The organism is Cytobacillus sp. FSL R5-0569 (genome assembly GCF_038007265.1).
GTDB lineage: Bacteria > Bacillota > Bacilli > Bacillales > Cytobacillaceae > Cytobacillus > Cytobacillus kochii.
Genome location: NZ_JBBOWW010000001.1, coordinates 3608884 through 3625292, shown reverse-complemented (window position 1 = coordinate 3625292; position 16409 = coordinate 3608884). Strand labels below are relative to the sequence as shown.

Genomic DNA, 16409 nt, shown 5'->3' with positions numbered 1-16409 from the left:
CTCCTTTTTTATTTATAAGTTGATGTGTTTTACTTCTATATAATCCCTTTTTCTCTTAATTTTGCGATTTGTTCTTTTGTGAGCGATAATTCTGACATTAAAACATCTTCTGTATGCGACCCTAAGTTTGGACCGGCCCACTTAATCTCACCAGGTGTTTTACTCATTTTCGGTACGATTCCTGGCATTTTCAAAGTTCCGATTCCATCAATAGGTACTTCTTGTATCATATTTCTGTTTTGATAATGTGGATCATTTACAATATCTTCAATTGAATAAATCGACCCAGCTGGTACACCAGCCTCATCTAAGAGCTCTTTGACTACAAGTAGTGGGTGCTGACTCGTCCAAGCTTCAATCAGCTGATCTAAATACTTTGCATGTTTAGAGCGACCGATATTATTTTCAAAGCGAGAATCTTTTGAAAGCTCTTCTCTGCCAATGGTTTTCATTAACCTTTTGAAAATCGTATCCCCATTCGCACCAATGACGATATATTTGCCATCCGAACAAAGGTATGTATTGGAAGGAGTAATACCTGGTAGTGTGCTACCCGTACGCTCTCTGATTACCCTATTTCTTCCGTATTCAGGTAGGATGCTTTCCATTAAACTAAACACTGATTCATAAAGGGCTACATCAATGACTTGTCCTTCTTTTGAATGAGTTACGTCACGGTGATAAACCGCCATTAGTGCACCAATTACTGCATATAGAGCAGATAGGGAATCACCTATACTTATGCCTACCCTCACTGGAGGGAGGTCGGGATAGCCCGTTATAAAGCGAAGTCCACCCATTGCTTCTCCAATTGATCCAAACCCAGGTTTATCTTTGTAGGGTCCATCTTGTCCATAACCAGATACTCGTACCATAACCAATCGTGGATTAATTTTTTTTAATTCCTCATATCCAATACCCCATTTCTCTAGGGTACCTGGACGAAAGTTCTCAATTAGAATATCAATTTCTTTTACTAATGCGCGGAGAACTTTTTGACCTTCCTCTTTTTTTAAATCCAGTGTAATTGATTTCTTATTCCTAGATTGCACATACCACCAAAGGCTAGTCTCATCTTCTATTACTCTCCAAGTTCTAAGAGGGTCTCCTTTTGTAGGAGGTTCAATTTTAATGACATCTGCACCGAATTCAGCTAATAATTTCGATGCGAAGGGTCCAGCGATTAACTGTCCCAGTTCAAGAACTTTTAAACCAGATAACGCTTTATTGGACATTTTTTTCACCTCTATGATTAATAAATAAATTTACTTATAGATTGCTTGTAAAGAGAGTAAATCTTGTTCAATATGATTGTACATTTCATTGGCTGCTTTTAAGCTATCTCGTTCTTTAAGTGCGGCTAGAATTTGAGCGTGTTCCTCGATACAACTCTCGTCTCGTATGCCGATTTTAATCCCACTATTTCTGAAATAGGTTACTTTATCACGAATGGTATTAGTTAATGAAACTAAATGATCATTTCCAGATGAGCTTAAGATGATTTCATGAAACTGTATACTAAGTCTTACGACATCCTCTTTCGCCTGAGATAACCATGCTTGTTTCGTTTGATCAATAATGCTTTCTAAAAGTTCTAAGTCGGAATTTTCAATATTTTTAGCAGATAATTTTGCTGCGAACGACTCCAATTGCTGTCTAATTTGATAAATTTGTATCATATCCGTAAGGGAAGGGCTAAATACTTTAAGGGTGTTTCCGTTTTGTACAACTAATTCTTCTTGGATGAGCATTTTTAATGCTTCACGTACTGGCCCTCGGCTAACGTTAAATTCTTCAGCGATTTTTACTTCTATTAATCTTTCCCCACCAGGATAATATCCGTCTAATAATCTCTTTTTTAAATGCTGATACACTTGTACAGTTAATGTTTCTCTCATAATGGAAATCAAGTAAACCACTCCTTTCAACAAAAAAATGTAAGCGTATTCAATATGTACTTATCATAAGAATATAAATGTATACTGTCAACAGTAAATTTTCAGTATATTTAATATTTTCTAACTAAAGCATTCTTCCTACTTTTTATTGATAATGTGAATGAAAAACAAAATGAATTGTAATTACTAAAAAGGGAGAGAAGTGTATCCTTCGCGTATTTCGTTGAAAGAAGTGAATAAAATGGAATCATTTGGATTATTAGGAATTATTCTCGTTATTGCCTTAGGGGTCTTTTCTCAGTGGTTATCATGGAAAATTCAATGGCCTTCAATTGTGATTATGTCGATTGCTGGATTAGTAATCGGTCCAGCGCTCGGACTATTGAACCCAGAACAAGATCTAGGAAGTCTTTATAGCCCTATTATTTCTTTAGCTGTAGCTGTCATATTATTTGAAGGTAGTACAACGCTTGATATTCGTGAAGTTCGTAGTATTTCCAAATCTGTTTTTCGGGTAGTTACTGTTGGGGCTTTTCTTGCTTGGATACTTGGATCTTTGGCAGCTCACTATATCGCAGGCTTGAGTTTAGAGGTGGCTTTTATCATCGGTGGATTATTTATCGTTACAGGGCCAACTGTTATAATCCCTTTATTAAGGCAGTCCAAACTTAAACCACGAGTGAGTGCTTTATTAAAATGGGAAGGTATTATTGTCGACCCAGCAGGACCACTTCTAGCCTTATTTGCTTATGAGGTTATTAAAGTATTAGTAAGTGATACATTAGGCATGATGGAACTCGGAAAATTCTTGTTAGCTTCATTATTAGCGATAGTGATCGGTTACATATTTGCAAAGGTTTTGAGCTGGATGGCTAACAAAGGGTTGTTTCCAGAATACTTGAAATCCCCTATTACTTTATCTCTTGTGTTCATTTGTTTTGGCATAAGTGAAGTGATTATGCATGAAACAGGCATGCTTGCTGTGACAGTGATGGGACTTGTGCTAGCTAGAGAGAAGAAAAGAGTATCTGCCCTTGGGAATATTAGTCACTTCATTGAAAATGTCTCTGTAATCTTAACATCTACAATATTTATTCTATTAACAGCTTCTTTAACAAGAGAGACGATTGCAGAAGTGTTTAGTATCCAAATTATTGGCTTTGTAATCGTGATGTTATTTGTTGTTCGTCCACTATCGATTTGGATATCAACAATAGGGACAGAGCTAACCAACCGAGAGAAAACTTTAATTGGATGGATTGCCCCAAGAGGAATTGTGGCATTAACGGTCTCTGGTTATTTCGCAACTATATTAATGGATGATGGTTATCGAGAAGCAGGATTACTTACAACATTAACTTTTGCTCTCGTTTTTATTACGGTTTGTGCTCATGGTTTTACGTTAGCACCGCTGGCAAAAAAATTAAAATTAGCATCTGAATCAGAGCCAGGTGTACTGATTGTTGGAGCAAGTAGTTTTTCAATTGCTTTAGCATACAAGTTAAAAGAGTTGGGTAATCCTGTACTGATTAGTGACACATCAAGTGGCAAGTTAAAGCTTATCCGAAAAAAGGGGATTGAAACTTACTCGGGACAAATTCTAGATGAGCATAGTCAATTCGAAATCGACTTAACTCCTTACGAATTCATCCTGGTATTGTCTGATGACCCTAATTATAATGCCCTGGTTACACAGTCATTTCTTCCGGAGTTTGGCTATAATAAAACGTTTACCATTGCGACTGAGCGGATGGATGAGGAAAAGGATGGAGGGTTTCCCACAACTGTGAAAGCTCATATGCTTTTTGACGAAGAGCATGTGTTCACAGAGTTAAATAAGAAGATAAATACAACTTATTCGATAGAAAGTAAGCAAGCTAACGACAATTATGAAAAAATAGAGGAAGCACAAGTGGGCGGTTATCCTTTATGTGTTCGTAAAAAGGATGGATCGATTGCTTTTAAGACCTTAAAGGATTCACCTTCTGTTGATAAAGAAGACATTATCATTTATTTGGAGGAAGTAAAATAAGCATAAGATTGCATGATGAAACCATGCAGTCTTGTTTCATTTTCTATTGTTTTAATCACTTATTGAAGGACTTACATAGAATATTTAATAAAACTGAATGAAGAGGTGAGGAAAATGTTAGTTAACAGGAGAAAACACATGTCACATCACTATGGGCAACAGAAATTAGGTTCCCTTTGTCATTTAAATGAAAACAGACAAAAGCATGGAGATAACAAAGAAATAGAGAAAGGTCCTCTAACAAATAGTAAGGGTGTATGAGCCAGGATGTATGTGTAAGTTACATTATGTTAGGTAGATGATATACTAGGAGTAACTGACATAAAGAGGATATGTAGAAAGAGGAAAAACTTCCTCTTGGTCTTTCCTCCTTCCTTAATAAGGGCGAGGAGAGGGTGGCGGATGACTAATACCAATGCGTCGTTCCACTCTTTCTAATCTTCTTTCTAAACGATCGAATTGTTGCTCTAAGCGTTGTACTTGATTTTCTAAACGCTCTATTCTACGGTTGGTGTTGCTCGGCGGGAAGCCTGGAATAGGGAAAAACGTTGGTTGTTGACGATAGTAATACATGTTTCTTGCACTCCTTTATCGATAAACTATGATGTTAGTCTATGTTGATAAGAGCAATATGTGCGTAGGAACGATGATATAAAAGGAGTAAGTAAGATGAGAATAGATAAAATGTTAGCAAACTTAGGTTATGGAAGTAGAAAAGAAGTAAAGCAATTATTAAAGCAAGGAGCAGTAAAGGTAAATGGGGCGCAGATTAAAGATGCTAAACAACATATTGATCCAAAACAGGACGAAGTGGGTATTCATGGGGAGATAATTGAGTATAAAGAATACATATATTTAATGATGAATAAGCCTAACGGGGTAATTTCTGCCACAGAAGATACGATGCATCAAACTGTCATTGATCTATTAGAGCTGGAAGATATCGTTTATTCTCCATTTCCTGTAGGTAGACTGGATAAGGATACAGAGGGACTATTACTAATAACGAATGATGGGAAGCTTAGTCATCAGTTATTGTCACCAAAAAAACATGTGCCAAAAACATATTATGCCATTATTAATGATAGAGTAACAGAGGCTGATATTCATTCCTTTGCTAAAGGTGTGAAGCTTGATGATGGTTATGAAACGAAGCCAGCAAAACTAGAAATATTAAAAAGTGAGACAAACTCTGAAATTTATTTAACGATTACAGAAGGGAAGTTTCATCAAGTCAAACGCATGTTTGAGGCAGTAAATAAAAAGGTGATTTATTTAAAAAGGCTTACAATGGGTCCGCTTCAACTTGATGATTCTCTTGCGTTAGGAGAATATCGAGAATTAACGGATGAAGAATTAGAAGAATTATTATCTTATGATCCAAGTAATGAAATGTAAGTACTAAATATACTTTGTAACAAAAAAAGAAGCCTGAATAAGAGCTTCTTTTTTTCGCTTGTCATTTTCTTATGATGACATCTTCACTTTCTTTTGTGTAATAGTCCATTTTCCTCGGCTTGGACTTTTCACCAAGTCATTATAAGCTAAAACATTTAAATCTCGCTGTATCGTACGAGGAGTGATACCGAATTCCTCTACAAGCTCCTGAGTTGTTACAGTTCCGTTTTTCCGAATAAACATATAAACGGATTTGATACGGTTTAACATCCGGTTAGTCGAAGGTTTCAAAAAACCACTCCCTATCCAATTTATAAACCCATGGCAAGTGCCTGCAACCGACAGTTTCAGTTAAGAAACATGTCCTTTCAGTTATATGTAGTCTTCTTTTTCCCGAGACAACTCCTTTTTTGGTTTAACAGAAGAAATAATCAAGATGTCATACTAATTATTAATATTGTAAACCTATTTTCAGATAATTTCTAGTCACTTGCATGATTTTACATTATTTTTCTCTTTTTCCTCCTAAATATACAAAAGCATCCTCCATTCTTTTTAACATCATATATATGGCTAAAGGAGCCTGTTTTATGTTCTAAATATTCAAAAAAATAAAAGAAAAAACTTTTTTATTGGTTTAAAGAATGAAATGTTAGGGAAGTTATTATAGATTGAAATTATCTAGTTGGAGGAAACTCATGATTACATTTGCTGGTGTGTCTAAGGCTTTTGGAGAAAAAGAAGTCGTCACTTCTTTGGATTTCTCCATAGAAAAAGGGGAACTATTTGTATTAATAGGTCCAAGCGGCTGTGGTAAAACAACAACACTAAAGATGATTAACCGCTTAGAAGAAACAAGTGGTGGATCAATTACAATAAATGAAAGGAATATTAGTGATTATGCTCTTCATGATTTACGTTATGACATCGGCTATGTGTTGCAACAGATAGCTCTCTTTCCGCATATGACAGTAGAAGAGAATATAGCCATTGTACCAGAATTAAAAAAATGGAAAAAAAGCAAAATTCATCAACGTGTGACAGAATTATTAGACTTAGTGGGATTGGATGCAGGTACGTATCGGAACCGAAAGCCAGCTGAGCTATCTGGTGGTCAGCAACAAAGAGTAGGTGTCGCCCGTGCTTTAGCTGCCAATCCTGAAGTGATATTAATGGACGAACCATTTAGTGCGCTTGATCCGATTACGAGAGTGAAGCTACAAGATGATTTATTGTTAATGAAGAGAAATATAAATAAAACAATTGTCTTTGTGACACATGATATGAAAGAAGCGCTAAAGCTAGGTGATCGCATTGCTATTATGAATGAAGGAAAAATGGTCCAAATTGGTACACCCGAAGAGCTGAGGTATCAACCTGAAAGTCAATTTGTTGAAGAGTTCATCACTTCAACTGGCCAAACAGTTGATCGATTTGCCATTAATCATGTGATGATTCCTTTTGATACGAGCGATGTATCAATCACTGAAACAGTAACGTCAAACATAAGTAAAGAGCAAGTGCTAGATCAACTGGTCACACATGAAAAAATAGCAGTGGAAGAAAATGGTGTTATCGTTGGGATGATTACAAGGGAGAGTGTCATTCAGTTTTTAGCCACTCAAGCGAAAGATGTGGGTGGAGAGCATGAATGAAATTATAAACGTTTTATCAGAGAGACAAGACCAATTGCTCAGTGCATTAATTGAGCATATGCAAATTTCGTTTATTAGTTTATTATTTGCCGTGATTATTGCAATCCCATTAGGGGTTATCTTAACGAGGAATGAAAAGGTAGCAGAACCCATTCTTGGCATTGCGGCAGTTATTCAAACAATCCCTTCTTTAGCCTTACTTGGCTTATTAATTCCCTTATTAGGTATTGGTAAGATCCCAGCTATTATTGCTTTAGTTGCCTATGCTCTTTTACCAATCTTAAGAAATACATATACAGGAATTAAAGAAGTTGATCCAGCCTTAAAAGAGGCGGCCAGTGCGATGGGAATGAAATCTGCACAACGGTTGATGAAAGTTGAACTCCCTCTAGCGATACCTGTCATTATGGCTGGAATCCGTACAGGTATGGTTCTAATTATAGGAACGGCAACTCTAGCAGCACTTATAGGTGCAGGAGGCCTAGGAGATATTATTTTACTAGGGATTGACCGCAATGATTCTACACTAATTGTAATTGGCGCTATTCCAGCGGCCCTTTTAGCTATTTTATTTGATTTTATTTTAAGAAGGTTCCAGAAATTATCATTTAAGAAAGCGCTAGTAGGTGTCAGTATTGGAGCTATAATTGCCTTGTTTGTAACGGTGTCTCCTTATATCTTTCAACAAGAGAAAGACTTGAAGATTGCCGGAAAACTTGGATCAGAACCTGAGATTCTTATCAATATGTATAAATTATTGATTGAAGAAGAAACAGACTTAACGGTTGAGCTCCAGCCAGGACTGGGTAAGACTTCTTTTGTATTTAAAGCTTTAACTTCCGGTAGTATTGATATTTATCCTGAATTCACTGGTACAGTGATTGCTGAGTTTTTAAAGGAAGAAGCAGTAAGCACAGACCAAACAGCCGTCTATGAACAAGCGAAAGAAGGAATTCAAGAGGAATTCGATTTAGTTCTATTAGAACCAATGGAATATAATAATACCTATGCATTAGCTGTGCTTAATGAATTTGCCGAAGAACATGAACTTCAAACAATATCCGACTTAAAAGCAATTGAAAGCATGATGAAACCAGGATTTACACTCGAATTCTCTGATCGAGAAGATGGTTACATCGGTATTCAGGAGTTGTATGGCTTAAGTTTTTCTGAAGTGGTGACAATGGAGCCTAAATTAAGGTATACCGCTTTGGAAAATGGTGAAATCAATCTTGTTGATGCCTACTCAACTGATTCTGAGTTAGAAGAGTATGGACTAACTGTTCTAGAAGATGATCAATCACTATTTCCTCCTTATCAAGGTGCACCGTTATTGAGACAAGAAACAATTGAGAAATATCCGGAAATTGTTGATCCTCTCAACCAGTTGGCAGGGAAGATAACAGACGATGAGATGCGAAAAATGAACTATGCAGTGAATGTTGATGGGAAAAGTGCCAAAGAAGTAGCAGAAGAATATTTAAAAGAGAAAGGTGTTATCCAGTAGCGAACAAGAAAGATAAGAAAGTCCGAACAATGTGATGTGTTGTTCGGACTTTGAACGTTTATTAAAGAAATAATCAATAATGAATATAAGATGTAGACTTTGAAATAGAAACATACCGTACATATCGTTATATTTTTAAGGGTAGTGTTATAATAACCATGAAAGCACTTACTTTATTAATCCTTTTAAAAGAGAAGGATGTTGATTACATATAGCAGGAGGTTTTTACATTGGGTGATATTAATTGGCAAGAAGAAGTTATGAAAAGGAAGGACGACTTAATTAAAGATACACAAAAGTTATTGCAAATTAAAAGTGTGCTAGATGAGGAAAATGCCACATCTGATGCACCCCTCGGTAAAGAGGTAAAAGAAGCGTTAACCTATCTATTGAATTTAGGTGAATCCGATGGATTTATAGCAAAAAATGTTGAGAATCTTGCTGGTCACCTAGAGTTTGGACAAGGTGAAGAGTTACTCGGTATTCTTTGTCATGTCGATGTTGTTCCTGAGGGAGATGGCTGGTCCAGTGATCCTTATGGTGCCGAAATAAGAGATGGTAAAATCTTTGCTCGTGGAGCGATTGATGATAAAGGACCAACAATGGCTGCGTATTATGCAATGAAAATTGTCAAAGAGTTAGGTCTGGATATGAACAAGCGAGTAAGGATGATTATTGGTACGGATGAAGAGAGTGATTGGCGTTGTGTGGATCGATACTTTGAAGTAGAAGAAATGCCAACTTTAGGTTTTGCCCCAGATGCAGATTTTCCTATTATTTATGCAGAAAAGGGGATTGCTGACTTTGACCTTGTGCAAAAAGAAATTATTCGTGGTGTCGCTTCCTCACAAGTAAAAGTGCTCTCACTCCATTCAGGTAAAAGATATAATATGGTTCCTGACTATGCTAAAGCATCACTTATGGTTCAATATGAGCCAACCGAAGTTGTACAAATGTATGTTGACTTCTTAAAGGAAAAAGAACTTCAAGGTAAATATTATATGGACAATGGTGAACTTATTCTTGAGCTTGAAGGTGTATCTGCACATGGGATGGAGCCGAATTTGGGTAAAAACGCCGGACTATTATTAGCAGATTTTCTCTCAAGTTTAAAGCTAGATCAACAAGCAGACCAATTTATCGGTTTCATAGCGAAGCATTTTGCTAATGATTCTAGAGGTAATCAGTTAGGTATTGCCTTCTCGGACGATATCACGGGAGACTTGACAATCAATGTAGGTAAAATCTATTACAAACAACAAACTGGAGGTAGATTGGGTTTAAATATGAGATATCCAGTTACTACTGATATTGAATCTACATTGAAGAAAATTGAACAAAAAGCTCAAACATTGGGGATGCTATTTGAAAACCTAGATGATTCAAGACCACATCACGTAGATGGTGACTCTTTCCTCATTCAAACATTAAAAAAAGTGTATACAGAACAGACTGGGGAAGAAGCTGAATTACTTTCGATAGGTGGAGGAACCTATGCGCGTTCATTAAAAGCTGGAGTAGCTTTTGGTGCGTTATTCCCTGGGAGAGAAGATGTAGCCCATCAGAAAGATGAATATATGTATATTGAAGATTTATTGAAAGCAACAGCCATCTATGCAGAAGCAATATACGAATTAACAAAATAATCTATTGATAAATGCTGTTTTCCTTGATAAGATAGCGTTGAAGTTTAGCACTTTAAAGGAAAAATGAAATCGTTGAAGGAGATGCTCTATCATGAATTATGTCATTTTTAATGGCAATATCATTGAAAGATCGGAAGCAAATGTTGATATTGAAGACCGTGGTTACCAATTTGGTGACGGAGTGTATGAAGTCATTCGCGTCTATAATAGCAAAATGTTTACAGCGACAGAACATTTGGAGCGAATTATTTTAAGCGCAAAAAAAATTGGCATGGAGTTAACTTATACTGTTAAAGAAATGAAAGAGCTGTTAACACAATTAATAACAAAAAATTCATTAGAGCATGGAACGATTTATATGCAATTCTCAAGAGGAGTAGCTCCACGTAATCATCCATACCCTACTTCTGATGTAGCTCATTCATTTGTGGCTTATACGAAGGAAGTAGCGCGTCCGCTTGCGAATTTAGAAAATGGTGTCAAAGCCATATTAAAAGAAGATATTCGCTGGTTACTTTGCGATATTAAAAGCTTAAATTTACTTGGTAATGTAATGGCTAAACAAGAGGCTATCTCAAAAGGATGTTATGAAGCGATTCAACATCGTGGCGAAGTTGTAACAGAAGGTAGCTCATCTAATATTTCTATTATTAAAGATGGAACACTTTACACACATCCTGCTTCCAATCTGATTTTAAATGGCATCACTCGTCGTAAAATGATTGAGGTTTGTGAAAAGGATGGTATTCCGGTAGTGGAAGAGCCGTTCTCGTTAAATGATTTAAATACAGCGGATGAAGTATTTTTATCTAGCACAACTTCAGAAATTACACCTATTATTCAAATAAATGAAAAACTAGTAGGTGAAGGTGTACCTGGCGTTTTAACGAAGAGAATTCAAGGATTATTTGATGCAGCGATTGAAAGCGAATGCGGAAGATTAACAACGACAGTGTAATGATTATCAATATAAAGGGAAGATAGAATTCTTTCTAACGATAAGTAATATCAAAAACTGCACCCCACTTGTTAGACGGTATCTACAAGTGGAGGTGCTTTTTTATTGCTAGTAGGGCCTTTTCATGAATAAAGTCAGCTAATACCTTTCTTGATTGCACACAAATCATTAATCGTCTTCATGAGTATGAAGAATGGGCGTGGGGCTGTTTCTTTAGCTGCATAGAGATGCTCAAGGAATTTTTCACTTTCAAGGACATTATTGTAAAGTTACTAACTTTAATATCTCTAAATATCCAGCACTTTTCAAAAAAACGCACCAAATTTTTCATGGTTTTCGAGTGTAGACTTTTTGTTCTTTCAGAGGACTAGTATATAATTATGACATGATAAACAGTAGAATTGAATGAAAAGAGGATGTTTTATGAAAAGAAGTCATGCTTGGATGATTGTACGAGCTGGCGTGCTTATACTCACTTTGGTGTTGGTCGGCTGGTTCGTCATAAAAACATTCACCCTTACCTATCCTTTCTGGTTGGCTGCCTTATTTGCCTGGTTTTTACAGCCCCTTGTTCGGTTATTACAAAGTAAATTACGCTTTTCTTCAGGATGGGCAAGCTTCGTTGGCTTGTTAGGCGGTGTTCTTGTTATATGCGGTATGATTACTGGCCTACTGTTCTTACTAATCGCCAATTTTAAAACCTTTTTCTTGCAAATCCCTAACTGGATAGAGGGCGCTTCTATTAATGTGCAACACTTTTTTAATACGGTTATTTTACCTTTTTGGCAAGATGCGTCAGGGTTATTTAACTCAATTGGTTCGGGTAATAATCAGGCCATGAAGCAAGGAATAATGGAACTTGGTTCACAGGTTGGTTCTATTTTAGGAGATATTGGTCAAGGGGTTGTTGATTGGTTATCTCAGTTGCTACTCAGCTTGCCTACTTTTTTTGTTGCCTTTATTTTTTTCTTATTAAGCATTTACTTTATGGGAAAAGATTGGGGACAATATAGAAGTTTTTTTAGGAAAATCCTCCCTTTTCGTATGAGAGTGAAGGCAAAAGAGTTTAACTTTGCCATAAGAAACCGACTGTTTGGTTTTATACGAGCGCAGTTTATTCTAATGATCGCAACAGGAATTATTGTCTTCATTGGTCTTGCTATTTTGCGAGTAGAAAATATATTTACACTAGCGGTTATTATAGGTATCGCAGAACTTCTACCTTATTTAGGCACAGGGACAATCCTCATTCCTTGGAGTGTTTATCTTCTCATTACAGGAGATGTCAGACTTGGGGTTGGCATTGCCATTGTTTATGGTGTGACATTAGTCGTAAGACAATTGTTAGAGCCCAAAGTTTTATCGAGCAGCATGGATTTAAATCCGGTTGCTGTGTTAATCTCTCTTTTTGTTGGTCTCCAATTATTCGGAGCATTTGGCTTATTTATTGGTCCAGTCACACTTGTATTGCTTATCATTCTTCACGATATAAAGATTACACATAGTATTTATTACTTTATAAGAGATGGGTTTAAGAATGAAAAAGCTGGTTAGTTTGGTGAAATAGAAAAAACGAACAATTTGTTCGTTTTTTCATTTACAGTGGCTTTATGTACCAACGATCCATAGCTGAATGTTCTGACCCTTTTAGTGGCTCATGAAGTAATTCAAACCCATATGATTGGTATAGGCGATCCGCAATTGTTAGTGTATTGTGTGTTTCTAAATAACAATATTGATAATGTTGTTTTGCGAATGTCAGCGCAGTATCCATTAACTTTTTGGATAAGCCCAGTCCTTTAGCTTTAGGTGATACATATAGTTTTTGTAATTCACATATTCCTTCGTCTAAGTCAAAAGGAGCAATGCCGATACCTCCAATGATTTCTTTTTCCATTTCAACAATCCAATAGGCTGAGCCTGGGGTTTCTTCATAGTATTGATGGAGCGAATCTAATTGAGGATCGTAATAAGCCGTTCCTGGAATAGCTAAATTGGCTGACTCTAATGCTTCTTTTATAATTGCTGCAATCTTTAAGTTATCTTTCTGCTTAATTTTTCGAATATTGGTCATAGGAACCTTCCTTAATTAAACGGATAATTATATTGATTGTTTGCATGTGGATTCCCTCAGGACAGATGGTTCTGATGAGGACATCCTCAATGGTGCACATACCCATATCAATAGGTTGATATTCGCGATTTAAGATATCACCATAATGCTGTTCAATAACTGTCGGTTGGTCACGAAGTAATCTGATAAGATCTTCATAAGAAGGGGTGCATTCATTGAAATCAGTTGGTGTTGTACCGAAACCAAAGAATGAATGATAGGCTGATAAGTCTATGCTAACCTCTCTTGTTAACGATTGTATCCATAAAAACTGATCAAGGTAAATATGCCCCATATGTCATCTGATGTTATTGCGGAAACCGGCAGGAATGATTTCTGCTTGCTATGCAGATACATTCTTGAGGATTGATAGCACTTCCTCACGATACGTGTGTAATTGATTCAAAAGAACAGTAAGACGTCTTATCAACGGAATCACCTCGTAATATTTTTAAACCATCTTGTACATTAAAACATCGTCAACATACACATCATGACTAAGTTTAATATCTTTTATTTTTCGTCCTTCTTCCACAAAGCCCATTTTTTCATAAAGATGGATAGCAGGGTAATTAGTAGAAAACACTCCTAAAGATAATTTTTCAATGACAGGATGTTCTTCAGCCCATTTAATCAGTGTTTGCAATAATTGCATACCAATGCCTTTTTTACGATAGCTTGAGTCAACATATATACTAAAACTACCATGATGAGCTAGTCGGGCTATGGATGATGAGCGAAATATAATACATCCAACGACTCTTTGATCAGACTTAGCGACAAAGACAACCGAGTGTTTTTTGCTATTTGTGATGATTGCAGATAATCTTTTTCTTTCTTCATCTATATTTGCTAAAAATTCTTCGTTTGTAGTAATGAAAAATTGATTTTCTTCAACGATCCCTTTCTGCAAAGTAAGAATATCATCTACATCAGCTAACAACGCTTGGTGTACTTTCAACAGCAACCACACTCCTTACTTTTTCTACAATCAATAAAAGTATACGAAATATTCATACAAGTAGTAAAGTGAAAATGTACCATGAGGATTGCCACATAAGTATTTTGGCAATATGTTATACTAATATATATGTCAGGAAATTCCCTTTTAAAGGGATTTATTTACGTTCTATAGAACATGGGCATCTAGTGTGAATAGATGCTCTTTATTGTTTTTATTTTAAGGTTTTTAAGTGAGGTTTTATAAATGAGTGGAAATACAGATAAAGGAAATGCATCCCTTCTTCAACAAGCTCTAAAGGTGAACAAAAAACCTTTTCCACGGGTAAAGGCTTTTCTAGCTGGATTAGCTGCAGGTCTTCCAGTTATTATTGGTATCCTTTTTGGAGAGCTAGAGTATGGTTTATTAACAGGTATGGGTGGGTTTACCTATCTTTATGTATTTAATATCCCTTATGCCCAAAGAGCAAAAAAACTATTTTTCGTTGCCATAGGAATTACTTTATCATCCTTCTTAGGGACAATTGCTGCACCGTTTCCACTTGCTGTTGCAATCATTATGGGTATAATTGCTGCAATGGCCACGTTTGTCTTTGGAGCGTTACGCTTTACCGGGCCAAGTGCGATCTTTTTTGTATTAGTGTTCGCAATGACTTCTGGAATGCCTACAGAGCCTGAGCTAGCGTTTCAGCGTGCTGGGTTTGTGTTTTTAGGTGGTGCACTGTCATGGTTGATTGCGATGGCAGGCTGGTTTGTGAATCCTTTTGGACCTGAAACAGATGTCGTTAAAAGGGCTTATAATGAATTAACCATTTTGATAAAAAGCATTGGTACAGAGCAGTTTGATGAACAGAGATATAAAGTCATGTCCTCCTTAAATGATGTCGAGGATATCTTAATTGCTGGCTACCTACCTCTTAGAAGGAAGAAGAGATATGATCGTTTATATGTGTTAAATGATCATTTGAATCGCATTTTTCTAGAGGTGATTAAAAACTTTTTAAATGAAAGAACAGCGCCACCACAAAAATTAATAGAACAGCTTCAAGTTTTATCGAATTCAGTTGATAAAAATAGATTGGATATAATTGAAATCGAAGAAGATGAAGTAAGAGGCTGGCACGCCAAGTATAAGCAATTATATGCAATTATTAAACGCCTCGATTGGGATACAGAAGATATATCTTCGCATGTGAAAGAAGAAATAGAGCTTTCTAAGCCCACTGTTAGAAAAGCTTTACTTCATTCATTTGATAAGAACTCGATTGTATTACTGTCTGCTTTGAGAATTGGAATTATGACAATCATTGCAGGGATTATCGCTTACCAATTTCATTTTGAACGTTCATTTTGGGTACCTCTTTCTTGTGTAGCTGTCATGTCTGGAGCAACAGTCGTTGCCACTTATCATCGTGCAATTCAACGTGGAATTGGAACAATAGTGGGAATCTTAATCGCTAGCTTTATACTTAGTTTTCACCCTACTGGACTTGTCATTGCCTTATTAATCTTTTTACTTACCTTTATTACAGAATTATTTATTGTGAAAAACTATGGATTAGCGGCAATCTTTTTTACACCTAATGCGCTGTTGATGGCAGAAACAGTAACGCCAGGTGATTTTGCTTTTACTTATTTCGCACAAGCAAGAATAATTGATGTTTTTATAGGCAGTATCATTGGTTTATTAGGTGTTTTAATTATTGGGAGAAGCTCAGCCTCTAGTAGGCTACCCCACCTTATTTCAAAAACAATTCGTAGCCAAGCTCAGCTCATGTTTACAATGTTTTCAACCCATACAAAAGATGGTCATGAATCAGAAAGAGAACTATCTAAATTGAAAACAAATATTCAAGGCTTAAAGACTGTATATAATACAGCAGCTGGTGAGATCCCGATCGATCGCAGCGCATTAACCTATTATTGGCCAGTTGTTTTTTGGTTAGAGCAAATCACCTATTTTCTTGAAAAAACAGCAGAAGAGAAAGCGCACCAAGTGAAATTATCTGATGAGGCTTTAGCACAACTCTTGTATTCTTATGAATCTTTAGCTAATGCAGCTTACAGAGAGCACGCTCCAGCAAATTTGTCCTTTCCTAAAATGCAAGGTTTATCTAACTTGAAAAATGACATGATTCATCTTCAAAGATCATTACAAATGCACGAAGAAAAGCATCCATCATAGGGTGCTTTTTTTTTATGATAAAACGCTAGTATGTCATAAAAGAAACCTGTAAATAGG

General features: G+C 36.2%; 15 protein-coding genes and 2 pseudogenes. 10 read left to right on the top strand and 7 right to left on the bottom strand.

Annotation, left to right across the window (positions count from 1 at the left end; genetic code table 11):
• Window positions 1-35 precede the first annotated feature (35 nt).
• Window positions 36-1235 carry a CaiB/BaiF CoA transferase family protein gene (locus tag MKX78_RS18250; protein WP_341051820.1) on the bottom strand — a complete coding sequence of 400 codons (1200 nt, stop codon included), beginning with the start codon at window positions 1233-1235 and terminating at the stop codon, window positions 36-38.
• Window positions 1236-1265: 30 nt separating this feature from the next.
• Window positions 1266-1910 (bottom strand): GntR family transcriptional regulator, encoded by a 645-nt coding sequence (locus MKX78_RS18245; RefSeq protein WP_095372189.1) that lies wholly within the window; start codon window positions 1908-1910, stop codon window positions 1266-1268.
• 229 nt (window positions 1911-2139) lie between these two features.
• Here MKX78_RS18245 and MKX78_RS18240 point away from each other — a divergent pair, with 229 nt between their 5' ends.
• On the top strand, window positions 2140-3930 hold the full coding sequence (locus MKX78_RS18240; RefSeq protein WP_095372190.1) for a cation:proton antiporter: 1791 nt from the start codon (window positions 2140-2142) through the stop codon (window positions 3928-3930).
• Window positions 3931-4068: 138 nt separating this feature from the next.
• Window positions 4069-4191, top strand: a complete 123-nt coding sequence (locus tag MKX78_RS18235) for a hypothetical protein (protein ID WP_341051818.1) — start codon at window positions 4069-4071, stop codon at window positions 4189-4191.
• A gap of 114 nt (window positions 4192-4305) precedes the next feature.
• On the opposite strand, the gene MKX78_RS18230 is transcribed toward MKX78_RS18235, so the two are convergent.
• Window positions 4306-4503 (bottom strand): hypothetical protein, encoded by a 198-nt coding sequence (locus tag MKX78_RS18230; RefSeq protein WP_095372191.1) that lies wholly within the window; start codon window positions 4501-4503, stop codon window positions 4306-4308.
• Window positions 4504-4599: 96 nt separating this feature from the next.
• On the opposite strand from MKX78_RS18230, the gene MKX78_RS18225 reads away from it, so the two are divergent.
• Window positions 4600-5328, top strand: coding sequence for a pseudouridine synthase (locus tag MKX78_RS18225; protein WP_095372192.1), 729 nt, complete (start codon window positions 4600-4602; stop codon window positions 5326-5328).
• Window positions 5329-5397: 69 nt separating this feature from the next.
• Here the strand turns inward: MKX78_RS18225 and MKX78_RS18220 are convergent, their stop codons facing one another.
• Window positions 5398-5619, bottom strand: coding sequence for a DeoR family transcriptional regulator (locus tag MKX78_RS18220; protein WP_095372193.1), 222 nt, complete (start codon window positions 5617-5619; stop codon window positions 5398-5400).
• Between the two features lie 407 nt (window positions 5620-6026).
• Here MKX78_RS18220 and MKX78_RS18215 point away from each other — a divergent pair, with 407 nt between their 5' ends.
• The 6 genes and pseudogenes from MKX78_RS18215 (at window position 6027) to ytvI (ending at window position 12648) form a co-directional block, all read left to right on the top strand.
• The gene (locus tag MKX78_RS18215; RefSeq protein ID WP_341051817.1) at window positions 6027-6983 is read left to right on the top strand and encodes an ABC transporter ATP-binding protein; all 957 of its coding nucleotides are present in this window, start codon (window positions 6027-6029) and stop codon (window positions 6981-6983) included.
• Window positions 6976-7606 (top strand): annotated as a pseudogene (locus tag MKX78_RS24530) (ABC transporter permease); the annotation flags it as partial. The gene MKX78_RS18215 and the pseudogene MKX78_RS24530, both read left to right, overlap by 8 nt.
• Window positions 7607-7668: 62 nt before the next feature.
• Window positions 7669-8490: pseudogene (locus MKX78_RS24525) on the top strand (glycine betaine ABC transporter substrate-binding protein); the annotation flags it as partial.
• 230 nt (window positions 8491-8720) lie between these two features.
• Window positions 8721-10136, top strand: a complete 1416-nt coding sequence (pepV, locus tag MKX78_RS18205) for a dipeptidase PepV (RefSeq protein ID WP_341051812.1) — start codon at window positions 8721-8723, stop codon at window positions 10134-10136.
• A gap of 91 nt (window positions 10137-10227) precedes the next feature.
• Window positions 10228-11094: a D-amino-acid transaminase gene (gene dat, locus MKX78_RS18200; RefSeq protein ID WP_341051810.1), complete on the top strand. Its 867-nt coding sequence runs from the start codon at window positions 10228-10230 to the stop codon at window positions 11092-11094.
• Between the two features lie 423 nt (window positions 11095-11517).
• The gene (gene ytvI / locus MKX78_RS18195; protein WP_341051807.1) at window positions 11518-12648 is read left to right on the top strand and encodes a sporulation integral membrane protein YtvI; all 1131 of its coding nucleotides are present in this window, start codon (window positions 11518-11520) and stop codon (window positions 12646-12648) included.
• Between the two features lie 43 nt (window positions 12649-12691).
• Here the strand turns inward: ytvI and MKX78_RS18190 are convergent, their stop codons facing one another.
• The 3 genes from MKX78_RS18190 to MKX78_RS18180 form a co-directional block, all read right to left on the bottom strand.
• Window positions 12692-13168 carry a GNAT family N-acetyltransferase gene (locus MKX78_RS18190; protein WP_095372199.1) on the bottom strand — a complete coding sequence of 159 codons (477 nt, stop codon included), beginning with the start codon at window positions 13166-13168 and terminating at the stop codon, window positions 12692-12694.
• Entirely contained in the window at window positions 13146-13502 is a 357-nt protein-coding gene (locus MKX78_RS18185) for a DinB family protein (RefSeq protein ID WP_307316702.1), read from the bottom strand. The genes MKX78_RS18190 and MKX78_RS18185 overlap by 23 nt, the downstream gene beginning before the upstream one ends.
• A gap of 156 nt (window positions 13503-13658) precedes the next feature.
• Window positions 13659-14168 carry a GNAT family N-acetyltransferase gene (locus tag MKX78_RS18180; RefSeq protein WP_341051804.1) on the bottom strand — a complete coding sequence of 170 codons (510 nt, stop codon included), beginning with the start codon at window positions 14166-14168 and terminating at the stop codon, window positions 13659-13661.
• A 246-nt stretch (window positions 14169-14414) separates the two neighbouring features.
• On the opposite strand from MKX78_RS18180, the gene MKX78_RS18175 reads away from it, so the two are divergent.
• Complete coding sequence (locus MKX78_RS18175; protein WP_341051802.1) at window positions 14415-16352, top strand: FUSC family protein; 1938 nt, start codon at window positions 14415-14417, stop codon at window positions 16350-16352.
• The last annotated feature ends 57 nt before the right edge of the window (window positions 16353-16409 follow it).